General features: G+C 39.3%; 26 protein-coding genes. 13 read left to right on the top strand and 13 right to left on the bottom strand.

Annotation, left to right across the window (positions count from 1 at the left end):
- Positions 1-5 precede the first annotated feature (5 nt).
- From wecB to I592_RS14450, 3 genes are all read right to left on the bottom strand, one after another.
- Entirely contained in the window at positions 6-1,139 is a 1,134-nt protein-coding gene (gene wecB / locus I592_RS14460; protein WP_010779475.1) for a non-hydrolyzing UDP-N-acetylglucosamine 2-epimerase, read from the bottom strand.
- Between the two features lie 233 nt (positions 1,140-1,372).
- On the bottom strand, positions 1,373-2,026 hold the full coding sequence (locus tag I592_RS14455; protein ID WP_010779476.1) for a YoaK family protein: 654 nt from the start codon (positions 2,024-2,026) through the stop codon (positions 1,373-1,375).
- A 122-nt stretch (positions 2,027-2,148) separates the two neighbouring features.
- Positions 2,149-3,297 (bottom strand): cobalamin-independent methionine synthase II family protein, encoded by a 1,149-nt coding sequence (locus I592_RS14450; RefSeq protein ID WP_010779477.1) that lies wholly within the window; start codon positions 3,295-3,297, stop codon positions 2,149-2,151.
- Positions 3,298-3,411: 114 nt separating this feature from the next.
- Here I592_RS14450 and I592_RS14445 point away from each other — a divergent pair, with 114 nt between their 5' ends.
- Complete coding sequence (locus I592_RS14445) at positions 3,412-4,347, top strand: LysR family transcriptional regulator (RefSeq protein ID WP_010779478.1); 936 nt, start codon at positions 3,412-3,414, stop codon at positions 4,345-4,347.
- A 193-nt stretch (positions 4,348-4,540) separates the two neighbouring features.
- On the top strand, positions 4,541-5,695 hold the full coding sequence (locus I592_RS14440; RefSeq protein ID WP_010779479.1) for a CapA family protein: 1,155 nt from the start codon (positions 4,541-4,543) through the stop codon (positions 5,693-5,695).
- Between the two features lie 120 nt (positions 5,696-5,815).
- Here the strand turns inward: I592_RS14440 and I592_RS14435 are convergent, their stop codons facing one another.
- The 5 genes from I592_RS14435 to I592_RS14415 form a co-directional block, all read right to left on the bottom strand.
- A complete protein-coding gene (locus I592_RS14435; protein WP_010779480.1) occupies positions 5,816-6,658 on the bottom strand; it encodes an aldo/keto reductase in 843 nt (280 codons plus the stop codon).
- Between the two features lie 114 nt (positions 6,659-6,772).
- Complete coding sequence (locus I592_RS14430) at positions 6,773-7,306, bottom strand: GNAT family N-acetyltransferase (protein ID WP_044926597.1); 534 nt, start codon at positions 7,304-7,306, stop codon at positions 6,773-6,775.
- 111 nt (positions 7,307-7,417) lie between these two features.
- Complete coding sequence (locus I592_RS14425) at positions 7,418-8,446, bottom strand: LLM class flavin-dependent oxidoreductase (protein ID WP_010779482.1); 1,029 nt, start codon at positions 8,444-8,446, stop codon at positions 7,418-7,420.
- 141 nt (positions 8,447-8,587) lie between these two features.
- Positions 8,588-9,142, bottom strand: a complete 555-nt coding sequence (locus I592_RS14420) for a hypothetical protein (RefSeq protein ID WP_010779483.1) — start codon at positions 9,140-9,142, stop codon at positions 8,588-8,590.
- 97 nt (positions 9,143-9,239) lie between these two features.
- On the bottom strand, positions 9,240-9,572 hold the full coding sequence (locus I592_RS14415; protein ID WP_010779484.1) for a hypothetical protein: 333 nt from the start codon (positions 9,570-9,572) through the stop codon (positions 9,240-9,242).
- A 467-nt stretch (positions 9,573-10,039) separates the two neighbouring features.
- Here I592_RS14415 and I592_RS14410 point away from each other — a divergent pair, with 467 nt between their 5' ends.
- The 3 genes from I592_RS14410 to I592_RS14400 all read left to right on the top strand — a co-directional run bounded on the left by I592_RS14410 (position 10,040) and on the right by I592_RS14400 (position 12,306).
- Positions 10,040-10,972 carry a PLP-dependent cysteine synthase family protein gene (locus I592_RS14410; protein ID WP_010779485.1) on the top strand — a complete coding sequence of 311 codons (933 nt, stop codon included), beginning with the start codon at positions 10,040-10,042 and terminating at the stop codon, positions 10,970-10,972.
- Positions 10,973-11,183: 211 nt separating this feature from the next.
- Complete coding sequence (locus I592_RS14405; protein ID WP_010779486.1) at positions 11,184-11,840, top strand: class I SAM-dependent methyltransferase; 657 nt, start codon at positions 11,184-11,186, stop codon at positions 11,838-11,840.
- A 1-nt stretch (position 11,841) separates the two neighbouring features.
- Positions 11,842-12,306, top strand: coding sequence for an S-ribosylhomocysteine lyase (locus I592_RS14400; protein ID WP_010779487.1), 465 nt, complete (start codon positions 11,842-11,844; stop codon positions 12,304-12,306).
- Positions 12,307-12,347: 41 nt separating this feature from the next.
- Here I592_RS14400 and I592_RS14395 read toward each other — a convergent pair whose 3' ends face one another.
- Positions 12,348-13,235: a VOC family protein gene (locus tag I592_RS14395; RefSeq protein WP_010779488.1), complete on the bottom strand. Its 888-nt coding sequence runs from the start codon at positions 13,233-13,235 to the stop codon at positions 12,348-12,350.
- 534 nt (positions 13,236-13,769) lie between these two features.
- Between I592_RS14395 and I592_RS14390 the strand changes: the two genes are divergently transcribed.
- Entirely contained in the window at positions 13,770-14,624 is an 855-nt protein-coding gene (locus tag I592_RS14390; RefSeq protein WP_010779489.1) for a GumC domain-containing protein, read from the top strand.
- 180 nt (positions 14,625-14,804) lie between these two features.
- On the opposite strand, the gene I592_RS14385 is transcribed toward I592_RS14390, so the two are convergent.
- Together I592_RS14385 and I592_RS14380 are read right to left on the bottom strand one after the other, a co-directional pair.
- Complete coding sequence (locus I592_RS14385; RefSeq protein WP_010779490.1) at positions 14,805-15,296, bottom strand: AraC family transcriptional regulator; 492 nt, start codon at positions 15,294-15,296, stop codon at positions 14,805-14,807.
- Positions 15,297-15,326: 30 nt separating this feature from the next.
- On the bottom strand, positions 15,327-15,725 hold the full coding sequence (locus I592_RS14380; protein ID WP_174293640.1) for a helix-turn-helix domain-containing protein: 399 nt from the start codon (positions 15,723-15,725) through the stop codon (positions 15,327-15,329).
- A gap of 155 nt (positions 15,726-15,880) precedes the next feature.
- Here I592_RS14380 and I592_RS14375 point away from each other — a divergent pair, with 155 nt between their 5' ends.
- The 5 genes from I592_RS14375 (at position 15,881) to I592_RS14360 (ending at position 19,789) form a co-directional block, all read left to right on the top strand.
- Complete coding sequence (locus tag I592_RS14375; RefSeq protein ID WP_010779492.1) at positions 15,881-16,741, top strand: VOC family protein; 861 nt, start codon at positions 15,881-15,883, stop codon at positions 16,739-16,741.
- A 139-nt stretch (positions 16,742-16,880) separates the two neighbouring features.
- A complete protein-coding gene (locus tag I592_RS21665; RefSeq protein WP_010779493.1) occupies positions 16,881-17,270 on the top strand; it encodes a hypothetical protein in 390 nt (129 codons plus the stop codon).
- 155 nt (positions 17,271-17,425) lie between these two features.
- Positions 17,426-18,283, top strand: a complete 858-nt coding sequence (locus tag I592_RS14365) for a DNA adenine methylase (RefSeq protein ID WP_010779494.1) — start codon at positions 17,426-17,428, stop codon at positions 18,281-18,283.
- A gap of 3 nt (positions 18,284-18,286) precedes the next feature.
- The gene (locus tag I592_RS20775) at positions 18,287-18,481 is read left to right on the top strand and encodes a hypothetical protein (RefSeq protein WP_010779495.1); all 195 of its coding nucleotides are present in this window, start codon (positions 18,287-18,289) and stop codon (positions 18,479-18,481) included.
- A 120-nt stretch (positions 18,482-18,601) separates the two neighbouring features.
- Positions 18,602-19,789, top strand: a complete 1,188-nt coding sequence (locus I592_RS14360; RefSeq protein WP_155857541.1) for a hypothetical protein — start codon at positions 18,602-18,604, stop codon at positions 19,787-19,789.
- 453 nt (positions 19,790-20,242) lie between these two features.
- Here the strand turns inward: I592_RS14360 and I592_RS14355 are convergent, their stop codons facing one another.
- The gene (locus I592_RS14355) at positions 20,243-21,406 is read right to left on the bottom strand and encodes a tyrosine-type recombinase/integrase (RefSeq protein ID WP_010779497.1); all 1,164 of its coding nucleotides are present in this window, start codon (positions 21,404-21,406) and stop codon (positions 20,243-20,245) included.
- Between the two features lie 116 nt (positions 21,407-21,522).
- Positions 21,523-22,125, bottom strand: coding sequence for a helix-turn-helix domain-containing protein (locus I592_RS20770; RefSeq protein WP_010779498.1), 603 nt, complete (start codon positions 22,123-22,125; stop codon positions 21,523-21,525).
- Positions 22,126-22,298: 173 nt separating this feature from the next.
- Between I592_RS20770 and I592_RS14345 the strand changes: the two genes are divergently transcribed.
- Together I592_RS14345 and I592_RS14340 are read left to right on the top strand one after the other, a co-directional pair.
- Positions 22,299-22,589 (top strand): helix-turn-helix domain-containing protein, encoded by a 291-nt coding sequence (locus tag I592_RS14345; RefSeq protein WP_010779499.1) that lies wholly within the window; start codon positions 22,299-22,301, stop codon positions 22,587-22,589.
- Positions 22,590-22,668: 79 nt separating this feature from the next.
- On the top strand, positions 22,669-24,141 hold the full coding sequence (locus I592_RS14340) for a TOTE conflict system archaeo-eukaryotic primase domain-containing protein (protein WP_010779500.1): 1,473 nt from the start codon (positions 22,669-22,671) through the stop codon (positions 24,139-24,141).
- The last annotated feature ends 27 nt before the right edge of the window (positions 24,142-24,168 follow it).

Below are 24,168 nucleotides of genomic sequence, written 5' to 3'. Positions count from 1 at the left end.
TCTCCTTATCGACTAAAGTCTGCTGGACGAGGGGCAGCATAAAAATAATGAGCGATCGCTTCAGTGATTCGTTCGCTGGCTTTTCCATCGCCATAGGGGTTGCTGGCCTTCGCCATTTTTTCATAGGCAGCAGGGTTCTCGAACAGCTCTTTGATGGCGGTGTATACAGGACGTGTGTCTGTTCCGACTAAACGTAAGGTTCCCGCAGCGACACCTTCTGGCCGCTCCGTTTGATCCCGCAGGACGAGAACCGGGACACCCAAAGAAGGGGCTTCTTCTTGGACGCCGCCAGAATCTGTCAAAATCAAATAACTCCGTTTGGCATAATTATGAAAATCGATCACATCCAAAGGTTCGATCAAGGAGACATTTGATAATGTGCCTAATGCTGCCTTCGCCGCGTCGCGGACCATTGGATTTTTGTGCATCGGGAAAATAAATTGCGTGTCTGGATATTTCTCTGCTGCTTGACGGATTGCTTCAAACACCTGCTGCATTGGTTTGCCTAGATTTTCACGACGGTGCATGGTAATAAGAACGAGTCGTTTTCGGCCTTTCGAGACAGCAGCAGGAATCTGATACGCTTCATCAATAGTATTTTTCATAGCATCGATCGCGGTATTTCCTGTGATATAAATATGTTTGTCTGAATGGCTTTCTTTAAGCAAGTTCTCTTTGCTTTCCTGTGTTGGAGCGAAATAAAGATCTGCTAAATCATCCGTCAGTTGACGATTGATCTCTTCTGGAAATGGCGAATACTTGTCCCAAGTGCGTAGTCCCGCCTCCACGTGTCCAATGGGGATCTGCTGATAAAAAGCACTTAAAGCTGCTGAAAAAGTGGTTGTTGTATCCCCGTGGACCAGCAAAATATCGGGACGCTCTTCAAGCAAGACAGCAGTCAGCTTTTCAAGGACACGGCTGGTGATCTCGCTCAGTGTTTGACCTTGGTGCATGATGTTCAAGTCATAGTCGGGTGTGATTGAAAAGGACGCTAAGACCTGATCGAGCATCTCACGGTGCTGACCGGTGACAACGACTTTCGTTTCAAAGCGATCGTCCGCCTTCAAGGTCTTGGCAAGGGGCGCCATTTTGATTGCCTCTGGCCGTGTTCCAAAAACTAAAAATACTTTCTTTCTCATTATGATCCCCCTTAATAGATAGAAAAATTATGGATAAATTTGAAAAATACTAAGAAATAAAAAGTTAAGACAGTATAGCATCTGATTAAACGATTGAAAAATTAAAAATAACAGGTCACATTTTAAATTAATTTTCACCATAATCATAAGGGTAATTTGAATGTATATGAAGTTTTTATCTTGACGGGAGACAAAAAAAGCAGGAAGATCGCTCTTCCTGCAAAAAAAGGCTGTTAACGAAAGGCACGACGGTCTTTTACCAGCAAGAAAACCGCGATCGCCAAGAAAATCAAACTGAATAAAATCGTTCGATGCCCAAAATAAATGACCAAAAAGCCATTTAAAAAAGCACCGACGACAAAGCTGGCTAGAATCAGCAAGGTGTCAGAAAAAGCTTCTTGTTTGGCTTTGTCATGAGTGAGGTAGCCCTCAAAGAAATTGGTAGCAAGATTGCGTAGATTTCCGGTCATCATCAGTGAAGTAAAAGGCTTGCCCTTTAGCCGCTGGAACTCTTGAAGCTGAGTCGCCGCTGTGATAGAAAGCAGCGCATTTGCGACCAAGCTAGGCAACTGCGGGGAGAAGATCCCAACGATCAACAGCAAGAAAATCTCAATCAGTAAAAACCGAAGCTGCTGGTCACGCAGGATCTTCGTCTGTAAGTAACGGGCCATCAATGCCCCCAACGCAAAGGAGAAGATCGGGATCAAGTAATGTATAAGTGCTCCCCAATCGCCTTGACCTAGATGAATCCCCAATAGGATAAAGTTCCCTGTTTGCAGTCCGGCAAAGACTTCACCGTGAACAAGATATGTATAGGCATCTAACCCGCCGGCTGTGGCTGCTAAAGCCATCCCAAATGCCAGTCGTTCATGCATTTTTTCTTCCATTATAAAAGCACCTCTTTTTTCTTCATCAGAAGTGTACGACAAATGGCGAAAAACAACAAAAGAAGTGTATCGATAAAAAAAGAGCAAACAAGAGGTGCTTGTCTGCTCTAATTAATGCTGGTCTATCCAAAGAATGTTTTAGCAAGCTGCTGGCCTTGGTCGATCTTCGCCCACTGCTCGTCCATGGTTAAGTGATTGCCGCTATCGCAAGAGGCGAAGCCGCATTGATGCGATAAGAACAACCGCTCTTTTGGAAGGATCTCACTCGCTTTTTCCAGGTATTTCAACACGCGTTCATCGTCATCTAAAGTATTTGTTTTACTCGAAAGCAGACCTAGAACGACTTCAACGGAATCCTTTTCCTTCAGCACTTCTAATGCCGCTAGATCGCCCGCGCGCTCGTCGTCCCATTCCAAGAAGAAGCGATCATAGTGCTGTTCCCCAAGGAATTTTTCAGCAATGGCTTGATACGTCCCGCCTGAAGCATGGCGAGATTCGTAATTGCCGCGGCAATTATGGGTCCATACCTTCAATCCCAATTCGTGACCAAAATCGGCAATTTCATTGTTTACAGCGATAAATTCATTGGCTAAGCCGATCAGATCTACATTGCCTTCGGAGAAAAAGCTGTCCTTGTTGGTAGAATCAAAAAGCTCCCACAAACAGTCGTCGAATTGAACGATCTTGCCGCCAGCCTCTTTATACTCAACTAAAAATTCCTTATACGCAGTAACTAATCCGGTTTTTAACTCCTCCTTAGTCTGATAGACCTGATCCGTTCCAAACAGGTGATTAAACACAGAGAGTTCTGTGAACGCATGGGCGACACTCCAAACAGTGGTCTTTACGTCGTTGCCTTGCGCTTGCTCGCTTACTTCACGGAAAATGTCTAAAAAGTGATGATTTTTCCCCGATAACGGTGCAACGATTCGAATCCCAATGTCTTTCCGTGTTTCAAAATGCGCGCCATCAAAATCCTTGAAGCTGTAGCCGTGGTCGGCAATAAAACGTTCTACCCCGTGCAGCCCCCAAAGAAAATCCAGGTGCCACATAGATTTCGAATATTCTCCGTCTGTGAGCACGTCGATGTGATGTGCGAGTTGCTCCTGAATCACTTGAGTGATCGCGTTGCTCTCTGTTTCTTTGTACCCGTCAAATGCGTCGTAAAAAGGGTAGGTAATATCGTCTCGTTCCTCGATCTGGTTTTTATAATCCAACAGGTTTTGCGGACGTAAAAGTGACCCGACTAATTGAAATTTTGATTTCTCCATGTATAAACAACCTCCAAACATTTAAGTTCGTTTATCGTATCAAATATCCTGTATAATAAATAATACGTAATTTCTTTCATAAATTATAGGTAAAACCTATTAAGGAGGACATCTATGCGCATTCAACAATTGGAGTACCTTGAGAAAATTGTTCAAACAGGCTCAATGAACGAGGCGGCGAAAAAATTATACCTCTCTCAGCCCAGCTTGACGCAAGCAATCAAAGAACTGGAAAGCGAATACCAACTGCAGCTTTTTTACCGCAATAAAACCGGGATGACGTTGACGAATGACGGTCGCGAATTCATGAACTACACCAGGGGGATATTGGATCAGGTCAACCTGTTGAATGCGACGTATAAAGTACAAACGACGCGGAAGCAGGTCTTCAGCGTCTCGGCGCAGCACTATGCCTTTGTCGTTCACGCCTTCGTTGAACTCGTCAAAAAGCTTGGCGGGGAGGAATACGATTTTACTTTGCGAGAAACACTGACAGAGAATACGCTGAACGATGTCCAAACCTTTAAGAGTGAATTGGGGATCATCTATTTGAACACCTTCAATCGCATGGTTCTAAAGCGATTGATCACGGATAAGGAGCTAGAATTCATTCCTTTGTTTGACGCGCACCCTCATGTTTTTGTCGGTCGCGAGAACCCCTTAACGAAAAAGAAGACCCTCAAGCTGGAAGATCTGGAAGAGTATCCCTATCTATCCTACGAGCAGGGAGAGACCAACTCCTTTTATTTTTCGGAAGAGATTCTAAGTACTATGCAGCACAAGAAACAGATAAAAATCAGTGACCGTGCGACGATCTTTAATTTGATGGTCGGGCTTAATGGGTATACGATCAGCTCGGGAATCATCAGCAGTGAATTGAACGATGAAAAAATCGTGGCGATCCCACTAGAGATCGACGACCAGATGACGCTTGGCTACCTTAAACATAAAAAAAGCACCCTCAGTGTGATGGGAAAAGAATATTTAGAGCTGCTAAAACAGCATATCCGAAACTATGGCTTTGAGATCTTCGGGGCGCCTGAAAAATAAAAACCACAAAAAGAGAGACGCGTCCCACTTCGCGTCTTTCGTGCGAGTAGTGGAATCCTATGTGAATTGAGACCGACAGTCTTTTTGGTATGAACGGACAGAGATAGCGCTTGTAATCGTATAGTGAACGTGACAAACTTGGTATTGAGAGAAAGAAACAAGCCGTTTATTTTACGATTAAAGGGGAAAACAGGTGAAAAAATTAGTGATGATAGGCATGATTGTCGGGCTATTTGTGACGGGATGCGGAAACACTCGATCCGAACAAGAGACCAGCACCACTTCTACTAAGACGTCGAATCAAGAAAGTCGTTCAGAGGTGGCGTTGACCTTTTCTGCAGTAGGAGATAATTTGATCCACGATTTTATTTATGACCATTTGAGACAACCGGACGGCTCGTACAGATTTGATGAGATGTATCAGCCGACAAAGTATTTGAATCAAGATCGAGACCTAGCTTATATCAATTTAGAAACCATTTGTGGGGGAGAAGAGTTGGGACTGTCGGGGTATCCTACCTTTAATGGCCCAACACAAGTCTTGGATTCATTGCACACTGCCGGGTACAATTGGCTGTCTGTTGCAAGCAACCACATCATGGATAGAGGAGAAGAGGGGATCGTGAAGCAGTTGGAGTATTTGGAAAGATACCCCGACATCACGGTGACGGGCTCACAAAAAGCACCGGATGCACCACGACTTCATGTTCAAACGATTAAAGGGGTAAAAGTTGGTTTGATATCTTATACGTTTGGGTTGAACGGGATTCCATTACCTGAAGGCAAAGAGTATTTAGTCAATTTGATCGATGAAGAACAGATCAAGAATGATATGCAGACATTGAATGCCCAAAGTGACATTCAACTTGTCAGTATGCATTGGGGTGAGGAGTATCAAGTTGTTCCCGACGACGAACAGACACGATTGGCACAAGTATTGAGCGATGCAGGCGCGGATGTCATCATTGGAGGGCACCCGCATGTCATTCAGCCGATGGACTATGTAACTGGGGAGTCAGGGAATCAAACATTGGTCATGTACTCATTAGGAAACTTCATTTCTTCTCAAGATGTCAACGATCGGATGCTAGGGGGCATGGGCCGTTGGACGATCAAGTATGACAAAGAAAAAAAGAAGGGGACCTTTGCAGATGTCGAATTTTGGCCAACGATCACTTATATCGGTGACAATTATCAAACCTATCAAACTTATGCCTTGAAGGATTACACCGATGAATTAGCGACTCAGCATATGCTCCATGTAAACCAAGGGCAGGATGTATCAAGAAATTATTTCATCGAACGAACAAAGCAGATCATGAATGATAAAGTGAAGATCGTTTATTAAAATCCTTACGTCAGAGAAAGAGCAAATCATTGAGAGTCCTTCCTGTTCGATGTGCAACCAGTGACCATCTTCAAAAAAAAGCCGCAATCGAGTCAATCGATTGCGGCTAATGTTATATGTTTATTCTCTGCTTAATGAGCCCTTCAAAAATTCTTCGTCGTTTGGATCACCAGAGCCACGTTGATTTTTATCAATGGAAGCGATCATAGACATTTCTTCCTCTGTCAACGTGAAATCAAAGACATCGATGTTTTGAGCGATGCGTTCTTCGTGGACAGATTTTGGAATGACGATGATATCCCGTTGCAAGTGCCAACGCAAGATGACTTGCGCCACCGTTTTGCTGTGGGCTTCAGCGATTTTTGTTAACACAGGATCTTCTAAAACATTGCTTTTGCCTTGTCCAAGAGGGCCCCACGCTTCATGAACGATATCCAAACTCTTCAAATACTCATGCAATTCCTTTTGTTGGAAGTACGGATGTGTTTCGATTTGGTCAACAGTAGGTTTGATTGTTGCTGTCGTCATCAATTTTTCCAAGTGCGGTTTCTCAAAGTTTGAGACACCAATGGATTTGATCAGACCGTCATTGTACAAACTTTCCATTGCACGCCATTTTTCGTTGTAGCCTTCACTTGGCCAGTGGATCAAGTAAAGATCCAAATAGTCGGTTTGTAATTTTTTCAAAGATTCGTGGAAAGCGGCAATTGTTTCATCATACGTCGTGTTGCTGTTCCATACTTTTGACGTAATGAAGAGGTCTTCACGTTTCACATCGCTTTGAGCAAGTGCTTCACCAAGCCATTCTTCATTGTGATAGATCGTTGCAGTATCGAAGTGACGATAGCCGTCCTTCAAAGCTTCCGCTACGGCACGTTTCAAATCATCCGCATCTTGCACTTTGAAGACACCGAGACCCAATTGAGGGATCATTTGACCGTTGTTCAATTTCAACTCTTCCATTAAGAAAAACCTCCTAATATAATCGTTACACTAAAAGTATAACGCGAGTTGGCCTATACTGTAATAATTTTGCTTTATCAATTGTAGATTTATTAATGAAAGGAAGGTAAAAAACTAGTCACGAAGTCTCGAATAGAGGCATTCATCTACGATCCCGCGATTATTTTTTCCTCGTTGTTTCAGCAAGCCTTCATACGTAAAGCCGCATTTTTTCAAGACATTCCCAGAATTCTCATTTTCAGCATCATGAAAGGCCTCGATCCGCTGGACGGAAGTAGCGGCAAAGAGGTAGTCTACAACGGCGGTCAGCGCTTCAGCAGTGTAGCCCTGATGCCACCAATCTGTACCGAGAACGTAGCCGATCTCCATGGTTTTTATTTCTGGATTGTAGCGGACGACAGAGATCGCCCCAATCAAGTGCTGGGTTTCTTTCTCTTCGATCCCCCAGTAAAAATGATCCTCGCTCTGATATGCTTGTTCGTTAAGCGCGAGATAAGCAGCGACATCTTCCGCATTTTCGTAAGGTTCCCAAGTCAGGTACGTTGTTACAGCAGGATCATTTGCCCAGTGGCGAAACATCTGGACATGGTCTGCCACGACCATCTTCCTCAATATCAATCTTTCAGTCAGTATCCGTTCCGTGCCCATTGTGTCACGACCTTTCTGCGTAAAACAGCTTTTTTCGATTTTACCATAGATGTCTAGGCGAAACACAAAAAAGCCAGCCTGCTTTGCAGACTAGCTAAAGGATACACTATGTTATCTCCAACCTAAGTCGGGAGCAATGTCTTTAACGATGGACTCAAGCAAATGCATATTGTATTCGACGCCTAATGTATTAGGGATCGTAACAAGGACTGTATCTGCTTCTTTGATGGCTTCATCTTCTGCCAACTCTTTAGCGATCTTGTCTGGTTCACCCGCAAAGGTTTTCCCGAAAATCGTTGGGTTTTGATGGTACGCAAGGAACCCAACTTGGTCGTATTTTGCATCGTCGCCTTGGCGGCCGAATAGCTGACGGTCCAAGTCTGTTGTAATTGGCTGGATAGAACGTGTCACCAAAGTTCTTGGTTCAAAGTCATGCCCAGCTTCTTTCCATGCCTCTTTGTAGGCACGTAATTGTTTGGCTTGTTGAACATGGAAAGGTTCGTTCGTTTCATAGTTTACCAACGTTGAGGATTGCAGATTCATCCCGTGTTGAGCAGCCCAAATCGCTGTCTGCTGTGAACCAGCGCCCCACCAGATCCGTTGACGAAGTCCTTCTGAATAAGGTTCTAAACGCAATTTTCCAGGTGCTTGCGGGAACATGGGTTGTGGATTTTGTTCAGCGAACCGTTCGCCTTCAAGCAGCTTCAAAAATTCCAATGTCCGTTCCCGTGTGATGTCTTTGATCTCTTCTTCGTCATAGTCATACCCAAAATATTTCCAACCATCAAGCACTTGTTCAGGTGAACCACGGCCAACGCCTAATTCGACTCTTCCTTGAGTGATGATATCTGTTAATCCAGCATTTTCAGCCATCATATAAGGGTTTTCGTAACGCATATCGATCAACCCAGTACCAATCTCGATCTTACTGGTTTTCGCACCGATCGCTGAAAGCAATGGGAAAGGTGAGCCGATTTGATCTGCGAAATGATGCACGCGATAATAAGCCCCATCAATGCCGATTTTTTCTGCTTCAACGGCTAGATCAATGGATTGTAAATACGCATCTTTTGCTGTTTTTACGATTGATCCTTCAAAATCCATCCAATGACCAAAACTTAAAAAGCCAATTTTTTTCATAATGGATGACCTCCTTTGTTCTCTAAAATCACTTACTTTTAATAAGTTAAACCGATTCTACTACGTTCCTTTTTAAAAAGCGAATAATTGTTCTCGGAGGGTTCTCTTTGTTCTGGCGTCCTCATCCACGTTATCTAGCGATTAAATGAAACTCTCTAAAAATTCTGTCGCCACTCGTTCAAAAGATTCATCATAATCAATGAGCAATTGCTTCAAAGGCTCTGTTTGGAGAACGTTTTTTCCTTGTGTCTGGACCTCCATCAACAGCTCCTCTCCGTTCAATCGGAAATCCACAAAGACTTCATCCTCGATGTTTGTTTCAAGATAATCGATCAAGGTCTCAAAATACCCCTCCGCTAACGGGTCTGCTACTTCTGCTAAGACTTGTTCCATCAAGGCATCCACACCGGAATGCTGATAAAGAAGGAAATGCTTGCTGACGAAGGCGGAATTGTACACATTCTCGATGTTGAAATCCAAAAATTGCAGGTAATCGTCTACTTCGCCAATTTTTTCTAATGTATCAAATACGCGCTGCAAGATTCGCAACAGGGCGTCATCAAGTACGGCATCAAAACGGTCTTTCGGATAGACAGTTTCGACGTGTTCTTCCTCATCAAAAAAGCTTGCTTGGATTTTTTCAAAATAGCAGCCGTCAGATTGATCCGTGACAAAAAAACGGATAGTCATTCCCATGGGACACACCTCACTAAAATTTATTAAAAAGCCTACTTCAAAAATAAAAAACTGAACACGTCATAAATCAGGCGTCCAGTTTTTTTACAGTCGATAATTAGTTAGTATTAACAATGCGTTGGATTTTTTCGGCAAGATGACGAATCAGATTTGGCGCATTAGTACGGAAATCCTCAATAAATGAGTCAGATAAACTAGTTACCGTGCCGACTTCTTTGTTCATGATATCAAAAATGGCGAGTGTTTTATCTTGTGATTGCCATTCGACCTTCCAATAAGGACCTTCTAAATCACCATCTAGAATTTGTTGGCTGTTGTCTCGGACCGCTTCACGGATGACATCTTCTTCAGTCGTCTCAATGCCTTTTTCTAATAAATAAGTTAATTTTTCTTTGACTTCATACATATTTTCGGGAACAAGTGAATACATTTTTCCAATCTCCCTTACTCGCATTTGCGAGGGTTTATTTTCTTTAGTTATACTCAAATTATCAGAAATCTGCAAAGAATAAAACTTACTTGTTTTGTAAAAAAAATTAGCAAGGTGAGCGCTTGAAAATGAAATAATGGTTAACAGCATTAAAAATAAATGAGTGTTTTCTTTGACAAAACGTTTTATCTATGCTAATTTTTTTAAAACGTAAAAAACTTTTTGGAGGGGAAGACATGACAGTCAGCAAACATTTCGCAACTGAATCTTGCTGTTGTTGTATGGTGCGTAAACGCAGCATACCATTTTGTCATGCCTATTAACTGCCCAATTTGCGACTGTTTTTGATACGTATGTGCCCGTTTGAGGGGCCATAGTCAAGGTGTCAATAAAGCGAATCTCAAGGTGCTGATTAATAGTCAGTGCCTTTTTTGTTTTCCAAAAAACGTAATTAAGGGAGTATACCAATGATTATTGATTCGATTCAGATGGCGATTGGGGACACACCGATGCTCCGATTCACCCATCACCAGTTTGAAGAAATACCGAAAGGTTCCGCCATTTATGCGAAGCTGGAATATTTAAATCCAGGAGGGAGCATCAAAGATCGTTTAGGCGCTTACCTGATCAAGGAGGGGATAGAACAGCGTAAAATCACGGAAAATACAGTGATCATTGAACCGACCGCTGGAAACACTGGGATCGGTGTGGCGATCGCCGCGCAGGCAGCCAAGCTGTCGACGATGTTTGTCGTACCGGAAAAATTCAGCTTGGAAAAGCAAGAGCTGATGAGGGCGTTGGGGGCGGAGATCGTCCATACACCAACAGAAGAAGGAATCAAAGGCGCGATCGCGGAAGCCAAACGATTGCATGCGGAGCGGTCAAACAGCTATTTGCCCTTGCAGTTTGACAATCCCGCAAACCCTGAAGCCTATTACCATACCTTGGGTCCCGAATTAATAAAAGATCTTGGCTCATCCATAACAAGCTTTGTGGCCGGGATCGGCAGTGGCGGAACCTTTAGCGGCGTGGCACGCTACTTGCTGAAGCACGTGCCATTGATTCGCTTGATCGGCGTGGAGCCTGAAGGATCGATTCTCAATGGTGGCGCGAGTCATAGTCATGAAATTGAAGGAATCGGCGTGGAATTTATTCCGACTTTTCTTGAAGGACTTCCAGTTCATGATTTTGCGACGATCAGTGATGCAGAGGGATTTGCCATGACTCGTCGGCTGGCAAAAGAGCATGGTACGCTCGTTGGAAGTTCGTCGGGGGCTGCGATGGCGGCGGCTTTGCGAGAAGTCGCGACTCTTCCAGCCGGCAGTCAAGTAGTGACCGTATTTCCCGATGCCGGAGATCGCTACTTGTCAAAGCAAATCTATTCTAGAACCGATTATTGATGCTCTTTAAATACGTTTTCCTTGCCAAGTTATGGGTATTATAAGTTGGCAAAAAGCGAGAAGTGATGTCTGTTGTTTTTACAGAAACAGCGATGTACTGCTCGCAGGATTGAATAGAAGGTTGTTTCAGTTAGAGAGGCTTTGGAGGTGTAGAGCGTTCAGCCTGAACATAAATAAAATAGAAGAACGATTGGAAAGGAACAAGACCGATATGGGATTAGAGTTCATGCCGATTTTTGAAGGCTGGGCAGTGGATTATGATGAGGAAGTAAACGGCGCGAACCCGGAATATCAGGAAGTGTTCGCGAATTATTGGCAAATTTTAGATGAGATCACCGCACACTCGGGACAGTCTGTGCTGGAGTTTGGCAGCGGAACAGGCAATTTAACGGAGAAGCTGGTTGCTGCTGGGAAGACCGTTTACCCTGTGGAACCTTCGCCAGAAATGCGAGACATGGCGGCAAAAAAAGACGCACTGCAAGCAACCTCTTTTTTTGCTGGCGATATGGAAAACTTTCCCTTGCCACCAGAGCCTGTGGATACGATCGTATCGAATTTAGTGTTCCACCATCTGACGGCAGAGGAAAAGCAAAAGGTTCTCAAAGAATACAATCAGATCCTTCCTATCGGCGGGAAAATTATTTTTGGGGACACGATGTTTTTGTCACAAACGGTTTACGACACCTATCTACGCACAGAAAAAGAAGCAGGACGACAGAACTTAGCCGCTGATTTAGAGCGAGAGTATTATCCTGTGATAAGTGAATTAGATCAATATTTTCAAAAAAGTGGGTTTCAAACAACGTACCGACAAATGAATCGTTTTGTTTGGATCGTTTATGCAGAAAAAATAATGGAGGCAGAATAAGATGAAAATGAATGTTGAAAGTTTTAATTTAGACCACACAAAGGTTAAGGCGCCGTATATTCGCGTCGCGGACAAAAAGACTGGAGCAAATGGCGACTTGATCGTGAAATATGATGTTCGCCTGAAACAACCAAATCAAGCCTATATGGATATGGCTGCATTGCATTCCTTGGAGCATTTAACAGCAGAACTGATCCGAAACCATGCAGACTATATCGTAGACTGGTCACCAATGGGATGCCAAACAGGATTCTATCTGACTGTTTTGAACCATGACGACATTGACGAGATCATGGATGTTGTGGAGCAAACGATGAAGGATGTCTTGAAGGCAACAGAAGTACCGGCGAGCAATCCCGTCCAATGCGGCTGGGCAGCGAACCACACATTGGAAGGCGCTCAAGAGTTGGCGAAAGAATTCTTGAGTCAACGAGACGAATGGCCGCATATTTTTGCGGAGGGCTAAACAAAAGGAGGTATGACCAGCGTTAGGTCACACCTCCTTTTTTATGCCTCTGGATAAATATTGGCTTCTATTTCAGCACGTTGATCGGCTAAAAATGGCGGCAATGCAAAATGTTCTCCTAGCTGTTCCAAAGGTTCATCGATGGTAAAGCCCGGCCCAAGCGTCGCGAACTCCAGTCGATTCCCACCAGGTTCGCGAATGTAAAGACTCTTGAAATATCCGCGAGAGACGAGTTTTTCGATCATCCAGCCTTGTTTTTTCGCCCGTTGCTGCAGGTCATATAAGGCAGCGTCGTCCGCAATGGCGAAGGCGATATGATCCGCACTGCCGCGCCCCATGTGACTTGTCTTGTCCGAATCAGTCGGTAAAATCTCAAGAAAATCCGTCGCATTCAATTGAATCCGCTGGTCCACGGTGGTCCAGCTTAGAAAAGTCTCAAAAAATGCACTTGTTGCCTGAGGATCACTAACGTGAAGCTGAGTAGAATGCAATCCTAAAAGTTGTTTTTCGGCTGGAATATCAGTGGTCACTTGATGCTCTGAAGTCAAAGGAGGCAACTCTGTCTCAGTCAACAGAATCTCTACTTGATCAGGATCGAGAAAGCGTAATTGCCCCTCACTCACTGTATAATCTACCGAATAATGCTCCAACCGTTCTTGCCAGTAGGCCAAACTATTCTTCGGAAGTTTCAGACCAATCGTCGAGATAAACTGCTGATTCTCATAACGATGCCCTAACTGCGGAACAACAAAGAAAGTCACCACACTGCCCGGTGAACCTTGATAGTCGCCATAATAATAATGAAGCATCCGATGATTCTCCTGATTGACCGTGTTCTTCACAAAACGCATCCCTAAAACATCGGTATAAAATCGTACATTTTCACGACTGTCTTTCGTTAATAATGAGATATGATGAAATGCTGCCACAGGCGCACCTTCCTTTCTTTTCACTTACTTAAAATAAGTATAAAGGAGAGAAGAAGGTGAAACAAGGGAAGCGACTTGGTGGTGGAAAATGCTGACCGAAATTAGCTGAAAAATTTGATAGGATTCAATTTTAAACTACATGAGTGTCAACAAAATAAATAAAATTTATTTGATTTAAAACGCCGAGTTACTCGTGGGTGCGTACAATGGGAAACTATTTGATAGCCATCTTGAATTTCAGTCCTTTTTTATTCGTTCTGTCAGTATGTGATCCATCATTCACGTACTATCTTTTTAGTAATAGGCGTTCGCCAATGATAAAATTCGTCGGCATTTTTGTATTTATTCGGTTCTGATGAAAAAAATCACCTAAAATAATGCGTAAAATTATATTTTTGCAAATCTAAATTGCTGAAACTTCTGTTTTTTGGTAACATATTTTATACAGATATGGTGTGAATGTTATTTAGTGTTTAACAAAAAATAGATACATAGATAAGACGAAACGAAATTTGCGAAATGAGGCAGATAAAAATGAATAAGAAAATCCTCGTGCTCATCATGATCACTACGATCATGACGGCTTTAATTATTTGTGGAGGAATGTATAAGGACGCTCAACGTAATAACAAAGTGGAAGCAGATAGGGACGCTCAACAAAAACTAGATACACGAATTGAGAATGAAAAAGAGGCGCTGGAAACCGCGGAAGCAGCAGTTAATACTGCTTATAAATCCCGATTGGAAAAAGATATTGATAAAGCCAATGAAGCCATCAAAAAACTAAGCAAGAATCAACAAGCCGAGAAAACAAAACTGACCGACAGAATGGCAAAATTAGCTGGCTTTCTCAAACAAATCTCAGCGGTAGATAAAGCAATAAAGAAGGCTGAAGAATCGAGAACCGATGCCGATATTAATGCTGCGCAGGATCTGATCGATAAGGAGACTGACCCGTATCTTAAAAACGATAAAGAGGCGGCGCAAAAAAGATTAGACGATTTGAAAACACAAATCGCCAATGAACTTGCACAAGAGCAATTAGAAGCCGAGCCGCAAGTACAAACAGAGTCAACAGAAGAACCAACGAAGCCGTCGGAAGAACAACCAAATATCCAAGAAACACAGCCAGAGCAGCAAAACCCAGTGACTGAACAACCAGCTTATAACGAACAACCGCAGCCAAGCTATCCACAACCAGTCCAGCCAGATCCTGTACAAACGGTGCCGATTCAACCAGAGACCTCCAATCCTGAGCCAACGCCCAGCCAGTCATCTAACGATGGAGGACAAGGAAATACACAACCATCAGAACCCGCATCCGAAGGCGGAAATGCTGATGCAAAAGAATTAGGAACGGAGCAATCAGCACAGGATGTCAGTGATTAAAAGCGAGAATCTAATCTAAGGGAAATGAAAAGTACTAAAGCCGTCGAAATTTTGGCTTTAGTACTTTTTGATTTTATGGAAATTTATACTCATTTTATGTTTATCAGTGAACAGTATTCAAGCAGCCAGCGATAGTACAAACGGCAAAAATCTTTAAATTGTCTCGTTTTTCCATTCTTCTCAATTAATCGGAATATAAATATCCGTAAAACTCTTATCTCTAAAATTCTTAGGTGGCTCAGTAACGAACAATTCAAACGGTACCGCATCGCGGGCCTTCTGATCGTCTTTGAAAAGCCATTCTTGATACATATAGTTCCAGGCATCACCATATTCTTTTGCGGATAGTTCAAAATGTCCGACACCAAATTTTCCTGAAATACTAGACAAGCAGATATTGCCGGTTTCTTGAACGGTTCGATCATTTGGAATGGTCATGGCGACACTGGTGCGTAAATTCTTGGACTCGGTAATAAATGGATTGTCATCGTAAATAGTCAATACCTTGGTCTCATTTTCGACGATGAGATCATTTTTTGTCGCGAATTCAAATAGTTCGTTGAACAGCTTTCGGCTCTGCTTTCTAAATGCGGCGTAGCTTCCTCTGAAACGAATATAAATGATTTTCAAGTCCTCCAGATTCTCTGTTGTGATGCTTTTCGGTTCGATCATGTTTGTGTCCCCCCTTCTAGAATATCTTCATTATTCCATGTTTCTTTTTGGAACTCTTGTCATTTCTTGCTGTTTCCGATACTTAAAGGGGCTGACGCCAAAATGTTTTTTGAAGGCTCTGCTGAAGGAGCTTGCATCATTATATCCGTAGCTTAAGGCAATGTCAGTTAGTGAAGTAGAAGAGGACACACGTAGAAAAATGGCTGCGCGTTCCAACTTGAATCGTGTCACGAATTCTTTCAGTGTCTCGGTAGAATAGTTTTTAAAAATTCGGTGGAAATGAAACTCTGAAAAGTGCGCATTCTTAGCCAGGTCACTTAACGAGATCGGTTCTGAAAGATGCTGTTCAATGTAATCTTCTGTTTTATTCATTAGTCGTCTATAGCTTTCTTCTGTCGAATCCGACACATCCTCGAGCTCCTTTTTCATTATTTTATTTTATTATAGAAGATTGGCTGCCTTTTTTGAATTGTTAGACAGAAAGCTAAGCAGAGAATTTTACTTACAAATAGTAAGATGATAAGGTGAAGTTAATTATAATAGAAAGAATGCGACGATAATCTTTTATTCAGGAGGTTTTATCCATGACAGTAATTATTCCCACTTTTCAAATAAGCGCGGCTGCCCACATTGGGCGAGTAACTTTGAAGGTAGCTAATTTAGAAAAAATGACTCGCTTTTACCAAGAAGTGATTGGTCTGCAAGTCTTGAGTCAAAACGCATCCCAAAGTACACTAGGTGTTGGCGATACGGTATTATTAGAATTACATAAGGTGCAAGCGCCTCTAGCTGTGACGCCCAAGACCGGTTTATATCATGTGGCGTTTTTATTACCTAGTCGAAAAGATCTGGGCAATGCCCTGCGTCACTATTTACAAGTCGACGCACCATTAATTGGCGCTAGTGATCACGGCTATAGTGAAGCCCTCTATCTGAACGATCCAGAAGGGAACGGCATCGAAGTGTACCATGATAAGCCGCAAAGCGAATGGGATATTCGTGCGGATGGTGAGATCGTTGGTGTGACACTCGAAATGGATGCGGAAGCGGTGATTGCTGCTGGAGATGCTACATGGGATGGATTTCCAATGGGGACAACAGTTGGTCACGTGCACTTAAAAGTAGCGGATTTGATGCAAACGGAACAATTTTATACAGAAGTTTTAGGCTTGTCTTTGAAAAATAATTTCGGCAATCAAGCCAAATTTTTCGCGACGGGTGATTATCATCATCACATTGGCTCGAATGTCTGGTTAGGAAAAAATGTTCCTGCGATGACAGAAAACGACTTGGGCTTGGACTATTTCAGTTTTGCTGTACCCAATCAAGCCGAGTTGGACCGTTTAGAAAATCACTGGAAAACGCAGATCGATTATGACAAAGATGAAAGCGGCAGTTTGTGGATGGTTGATCCCAACGGAATTACGCTGAAGTTTGAAAAATAGAAAATTGTCAAAACAAACTAGCAACCTAGACGCTGATAATGTGAGATGGCTTATTTATATAGTGTGTTATAAAAAAACTATTGAAAAGGCTAACAAGTTAAATGTATAGTTGGTTATAAAGAAATGAGGAGGTAGCTACATGTTTGATTACATTAGATACTTGAAAGAGGAAGACTCATTATCATTTGAAGATTCATTAGACATTTATAATTCAATCTTCAAGGTACTAGATAACCAAGATGATTATTTACACGAATTATGGGAAGAAGTTGTAAATTCAGCTTTAGCCTATTGTAAAATGAGAACCGATTGGAATTATTTTTCAAAGGAAGAAAAACAAGATAAGGATAAATTAAGAACTAGTCTTCATAATACATTCATTATTAATTTGAAGGCATTTTATAGACGAGGAGAACAAATGGGATTGAATGGGGAATGGATGGAAAAACTTAGGTTGCCAGAAGAAAGAAAACGCTGGGGTGATTTAGCGGGATACATTGTTTGTTTTGAGAATATTAAGGCTAGATAAAGGCAATTTTTTTTATTTAGTAATAAGTTATCTATACTTACTAAACTTTTATCAAAAAATGAAATAGAATAGCAAGTACTAGATGAATTGCTTGATATGGTATAATAGATTGGATGTTTTAAAATACTTTCACTAATTATTGTTGGAGGAGACCAATGAATCCATCACCACTAAGATATCCTGGCGGGAAACATAAAATGTATAAATATATTAAGGCGTTAGTATCAGAAAATAATGTTGATACATATATTGAACCTTTTTGTGGAGGTGCGGGGCTTGCTTTGGAACTACTCTTAAGCAAGGATGTAAAAAAAATAATTATTAACGACTATGATTATAGTATTTATTGTTTTTGGGAGAGTGTTCTCTATCATACAGATGAATTAATAGCGAAAATTGAGTCAACAAATATTGATTTGAAAGAATGGCACAGACAAAAAAAAATAAGAGAAAATATCTATGATTATTCTGTAGCAGAAGTTGGTTTTTCAACATTATTTCTCAATAGGACTAATAGATCAGGAATTATTGATAAAGCAGGTCCGATTGGAGGGTATCAGCAGACAGGTAACTATCTAATTGATTGCCGTTTTAATAAGGAAAAGATAATTGCTAAAATATTAAAGATAGCCTCTGTGAGAGATAGAATTAAAATCTACAACTTAGAAGCTCTAGATTTCATTGATGATGTAATAAAAAAGGAAAAAAAGGCATTTACTTTTTTTGATCCTCCTTATTTTGAAAAGGGGAAAGGTCTATATACTAATTTTTACAGTATGGGTGACCATTATACGTTAGCAAAAAAAATTGTAGATGAATTAGATAAGAAAAAGTGGATTGTTACTTATGATTTGGCACCTGAGATTGATAGTATGTATTGCAATGTTGACAGTATAAAATTTACTCTATCATATACTTTGCAGACAAAGAAAAGAGGTGCTGAATTCCTATTCTTTTCAAATAAAGTTAAAAGGATAGAGGATAATGAGTACTTAAATTTTTTGGAGGTATAGGGTATGGGTATTGAAAAAATAAAGGTAGGGAAAATTGATAACTATTTTGAGAATCCAAGGCATGACGTTGCTACAACTGAGCAAGACACTTTAAAAAAACTTTTTGATGCTGCTGGACATCAAAATATGGTTAATCTCGCTCAAGATATTTATAATAATGGATTGGTTAATGCGAGTCTTATTACTGTCGTTAAATAGAAGGGAAATGATCGATATACGGTTTATGAAGGGAACAGAAGGATAGCTTGTATAAAATTGATTTCGGCCCCGGAGACATTCACTTTTTTGTCAAAGAATCAAATTGACAGAATTAAGAAAATGAAAAAGGATAATTCTGCAAAGGTTTCTTTAGAAGAGATTGACTGTCTAGTTGCTAATGAGGAAGAAGCTTTCTTTATCATGCAACGACTACATTCTGGTGAAGATAAAGGTCGAGGTACTAAAGCTTGGAATCCAAAAGAGCAAGAAATTTTTCAATTACGCACGAATAAGAAAACTAATAGTTCAATTGCTAAAATTATAAGCGATAAATATGAGGAATATTTCAAAGAAGATGTTAGAGATAAAATGGCCTATACTAACATTAATAGATTGTTTAATAATATAGAAGTTAGAGACGCAATTGGCTTCGATAAGAAGAATCCGGATACTTTTACCAAAGAGAGAATGGAGATTATTAGAGTAGTAATAGTTAAAATCAATGAAATGTCTAAAATTGAAAAATTCTCAATTTCGCGAGAATTTAACAAAAGAAAAAGGATTGAAGAAGTATTATTACCTATAATAGACGGGATAAATCAAGAGCCATCAAGTGATAATATTGATGAAAATTCAAAATCTAATATTGAAGAATCTACAAAGGACACAAATGAAGATTTTACCAAAAGTAATAATCAAAATCCAAATCAGTCAGGACAAGCAACTAGTCCTGATGAATCCAACGATGAAAAGAATAAAGAGGGAACAAGTATAACTGAAAGTTCGCCATCTCAAACACCAACTAAACCATTTAAGCCAAAACCCAAGACTAATCTAAATCCAATTGATCAGACTATTTATGACAGTATGAAACCAAGTAAATGTAAAGACCTTTTGAAAGAAATACAATTTATCAAAATTAAAGATTATCCATACGCAACAGGATATTTATTAAGAGCAACAATCGAATCCCTCATAAATGAATTTCTGTTATCGAATTTACATGGAAATGAAAGTAGCTTTTCGAAGTATATAATTACGAACGATAAAAAGATAAAAATACAATATGCTGAAAATAAAATAGATGATATTTCAAATAGAAAAAAAATATTAGATTTGAAACAATATTTGAAAAAGAATAAGGTGTTTGAGGAACGCTCTTTAAGGCATCTAGATAAATTAGCTGATTTTATTGATGAGTTAAATTTGTCTATACACTGGGTAGATAAAGCTGTTTCTATAAATACAATAGACACTCATTGGACTAACTCCTCGTTTTTTATTGAATATTTGATTCAAAATATTTAAGATCAATCTACTAAGCTTGAATAAGCTAATAAAATATGTACCGTCCCCCAAAGAGCTAACTTCTGGAGGTCGGTATTTTTATGGTCTTTTTTTATATCGTATAGGACAATTTTTTATAAAGAAAACAGAACCATAAAATGTGTAAGAAAAAATATTTAAAAAAGCCGAAATACCGAAGTATTTCGACTCGTCGAGCTAATTATATAGCTATTTATTGATTAAGTTGGTGGGAATTCTGGTGGGGAACGTATTTAGATTTCCCATTCTTATCCATTTTACAACTTCAAAAACATTGTTAAATCAGTATTGCGGCGCCAACTTCACTTACTCTTTTATTCCCACTCATTAGTTGCTAAATTGTTTTCTAAGGAGTAGGAAGTTGATATATAAGGGTTTGTACCGCTAACTAACGTTTGAGGATGGGATTTTAATGCCAAAATTAATGCCATCGTACTAAAAACCGACATGTTTTTCAAAAAGGTCTAATCCTTCTTCTTCCATTGTTTCAGTTACATGAGTGTAGATGCCCAATGTCGTTTCGATTTTTGAGTGACCTAAGCGTTTCATAGCAGTATTAGGAATTACGCCTGACTCTGCTAGTAGTGTAGTGTGAGTATGTCTTAGTCCATGAACTGTTATAGGAGTTAGGTTGTACTTTGCTATTATTTTATTAAGTTCTCTATTAGGAATTGAATTGTTTATATATTCTAACTCACGTTCCTTCGTCATCTTTGAAAATACTAAACAATTTTTGTTGTCTACTCTTATGCCAACAGACAGTAAGGTTTTTAGTTGGTCGTTTTTCCATTTTCGAAGAACATCAAGAGTAATGTTATCAAGTCTAATCGTTCTTATAGAACTCTTCGTTTTAGGACTATCCGTACTATAGCCTTTAATTTTTGCTCTGTAGTAAGCAGTTTTATTGACCTGCAAAGTTGATTTTTCAAAATCAATATCATTCCATGTTAATGCAAGAGCTTCTCCTTTTCTAATGCCAGTAAACCCAATAACCCTGAAAAAAGTATACATTTTAGTATCACATTCTTGTTTTATATAAGTCATGTAATTTTCTAACTCGGATTTCGAGAGAAAATTTCCTGTTTTTTCCAAGGGGGGAACTTGTGCTTTAGGTGTATCTACTCTATCCATTGGGTTAAAATCTATTAAGCCTACTTTTACTCCATAGTTCATAACCATACTGAATCGTATTTTATTTTCATTAAAAGACCTATAAGTTTTAGCCCATTGATTTAATATCTTTTGACACATAATTGGCGTTATCTTATCAATTTTCATATGCCCAAAATGAGGAAGTATTCTCTTTTTAAATATAGTTTCAATTGAGTCTTGCGTATTAGGTTTAATTTTTAGTTTATGTGTATCAAACCATAGTTCGTAAAGCTCATTAAAAGTAGGTTTTCTTTTGTCCCTAAAGATATTCCCTTTTTCTGCTTCAATTTTTAACTTTGAATAAGCTAGAGAAGCTTCTTTTCTGGTTTTAAAACCTGTCCTAGTAGTCTTCTTTGATTTTCCAGTAAAAGGATTTATCCCTAGATAAATTTGAAACTTGTAAGCTGTATTTCCCTTTTTATCTGTGTATTTTTTTATTGCAGTCATGTTTTTCCTCCTAGAATATTGTTCAATAGTTATTTGCTATTGGGAGCAATAATAGGAGCAAATCTCGTTTTTAGTTTCTGTTTATTTTAAGATGTTACGCTTAATATCGCTCCATCTTAAACACCTCCATTATTCTGATTTGTAATTGCTTCTAAATATTGATTAAGACCTAATATCTGTCCATCGGTCAATTTTTGGTTATTAAAGAAAATGTTCTTTTGTTTATTAATTCCCTTAGATATGATGTCTGATAAATTAGTTGAGTCTATATAAGGAATGCTTTCTCCTTCATATATCTTCTTCTTAACATCAACATTATCTAAAAATTCTCCTAATTTAAAATTAAGATTTTCGTAATCGAAAGATTTACTAACATCTCTAAAGGCAAATGCTTCAGGTGTACCTATATTGGATAATTTTTCTGGAGATAATAGGTTGTGTGTTCCATCTTTACTTGGTTGGCAATATAGTTCTGTAAGACGTTGGTATTCACATAGATCAATTAAGTTACGGAGACCGATACCCAAAGCATCTGCAATCTTTATCAAAGTCTTGAATGATGGAGTTCGTGTGTTGTTTTCAAGACCTCCAATATATGACTGTCCGACTCCTAAGTCTTTAGCCATCATCGCTTGAGTATATTTTTTTCCTTCAATAGATTTCATTTGTCTAATACGCTTAAGAGCAAATCCAACCTTCAAGTTACTATTTTCTTCCATAGTCATCACCTCTTTCTAAAAACATATTATCACTTAATTGTGATTTTGTAAATACGTTTTTTAAAAAAATCACAATTAGGTGTTGATTATTTTGTAGATACATGCTATATTATGTATATCAACTAAGAGAGGCGGTGATAATTATGATCAAACAATAGAAGGGAGGACATTCCATGAATAGTATAGAAGAAATTACTCTGGATAGTCTACTTGAGAGAGCAATCCAAGAAGTTTTAAATAGAGAGCTTATAGAATTAAAAAGTCTGTTAGCTACTTTGTCTAATCCTAACAATCATTTTTCAGGTTATTTAACTATAAAAGATGCTTGTGACTATCTGTCAGTATCCCGAAATACTCTAGCTAAATACATCAATGAGTATGATTTACCTATAACAATAATAGAAGGCACTAAGCGTATAAAAAAATCAGATTTAGATGAATTTATGCTTAGTAGGCAGTGTTGACTATGTCTTACAAGTATCTTTATTTATTACTAGTAAGATAAATTAAAACAAAACTATTAAAAATTATAGGAGGATAAGTATGGAAAATATATATACAAAGCAGATAGAGGATAAAGTAGTAAAGCAAATGGACAGACTGTTAATTAGTTATAGAAAGGAATACCTTTTCCAAGTGAAACAAGGAGAGGATGTTAAATTTCTAACAACTATTGATAACAAGGTTCAATTAAACGAGTGGAGAGTTAGAAAACATTTAAATGGAGAATACACATTAGGAATAAAATTAGGTTCAGGTGGTTTGACTAAATTTATGTGTTTTGATGTCGATATTATAGAAGAGGGAGATAGAAGGTGGACAACTATAGAATTGATAGAAATGCTTCATTCTTATTATGGTATCCCTATGAAAGACATTCATGTTTGGTATTCAGGGTTAAAGGGCTATCATGTTGATCTTTATTTTGACGGATTTATTCGAGAACAGGAACTTGAAAACTTCTATTATGAAGTCCTTTCCCAGATGGGAGAAACAATTCATCGCATTGAAAGAAGACCCACTACTGGACTTGGAGTCAAATTACCTTTGGGTATTCATTTGAAAACAGAAGAATTTTGTTACTATGTTGACAATCGGACGTTAGAACCATTACCTATAGATTATTTTTTGTCTATTGAACCCCAGTCTTTGAATGAGTTCAAAGAAAATGTCTTGAAAGATTGTTCAGTTATGACTAAACATCGATTGACAACTGACAAGAAAAAAAGCGTACATCGTAAAAATATCAGTCTGAAGGAGCATAATAACCAAAGCGTTTATACTTACGTGAAAAAAACTCTTGAAGATGGATGCTTGTCAGAACCAAGTAGTAGGAACTATTTTACGTTCCACGCATCTCGCATCTTAAAGTATCAGGGAAATGACATAGAGGCTACGTACCAAGTGGTCTTCAATGTAATCCAAAATACGTTTAAAAACTCTGAGATAAGAAAATTCTTAGATCAAAGGTGGAACTTGCGAGGGTTGAAAGATGAAACACGGCGTGTAATTGAGATGGTTTATGATGGTGATTATTCGTTTAGCATGAAGTCTAGTGACGTTACTTTCTATAGACAAGAGTTAGATATTATCTTATCTATTCAAAGAAAAAATCTAAGATATCTTCTCTTTAGTTTACTGTGTCATTCTAAAAAATATAGTGGCAGTGATGGAGTATTTTATTGTACTCACGCAACTTTAGCTGACATGGGCAATGATAGTAATACTGGAAGAAGTGCTAAGAACATCAGATCACTAGAGAAAATGGGCTTTGTTAAAGTGATATCTTCCAGAGTATTTAAGGGAGGAAATTGGCTTCCTAATTACTATAAGATGACTTTAGGAGAACTGGATATTGTTGAGGGTAAGGGGATTACATACAATTCTGATGAGCCTCTTAATCTAGTGAAGGTAATGAATGACCTATATAGTAAAGAAGAGTTAACTAAAATTGAAACTACTGGTGATAGGTTTATTTACCAGTTTAATATAAAGAACAAAAAGCACCCTTCCTAATCGGATGGGTGTTTCTATTTGAACTCA

This window comes from Enterococcus gilvus ATCC BAA-350 (genome assembly GCF_000407545.1).
Lineage (GTDB): Bacteria > Bacillota > Bacilli > Lactobacillales > Enterococcaceae > Enterococcus_A > Enterococcus_A gilvus.
Note: the sequence above shows the minus strand (reverse complement) of the source record. Positions and strands in the feature narration are given on the sequence as shown.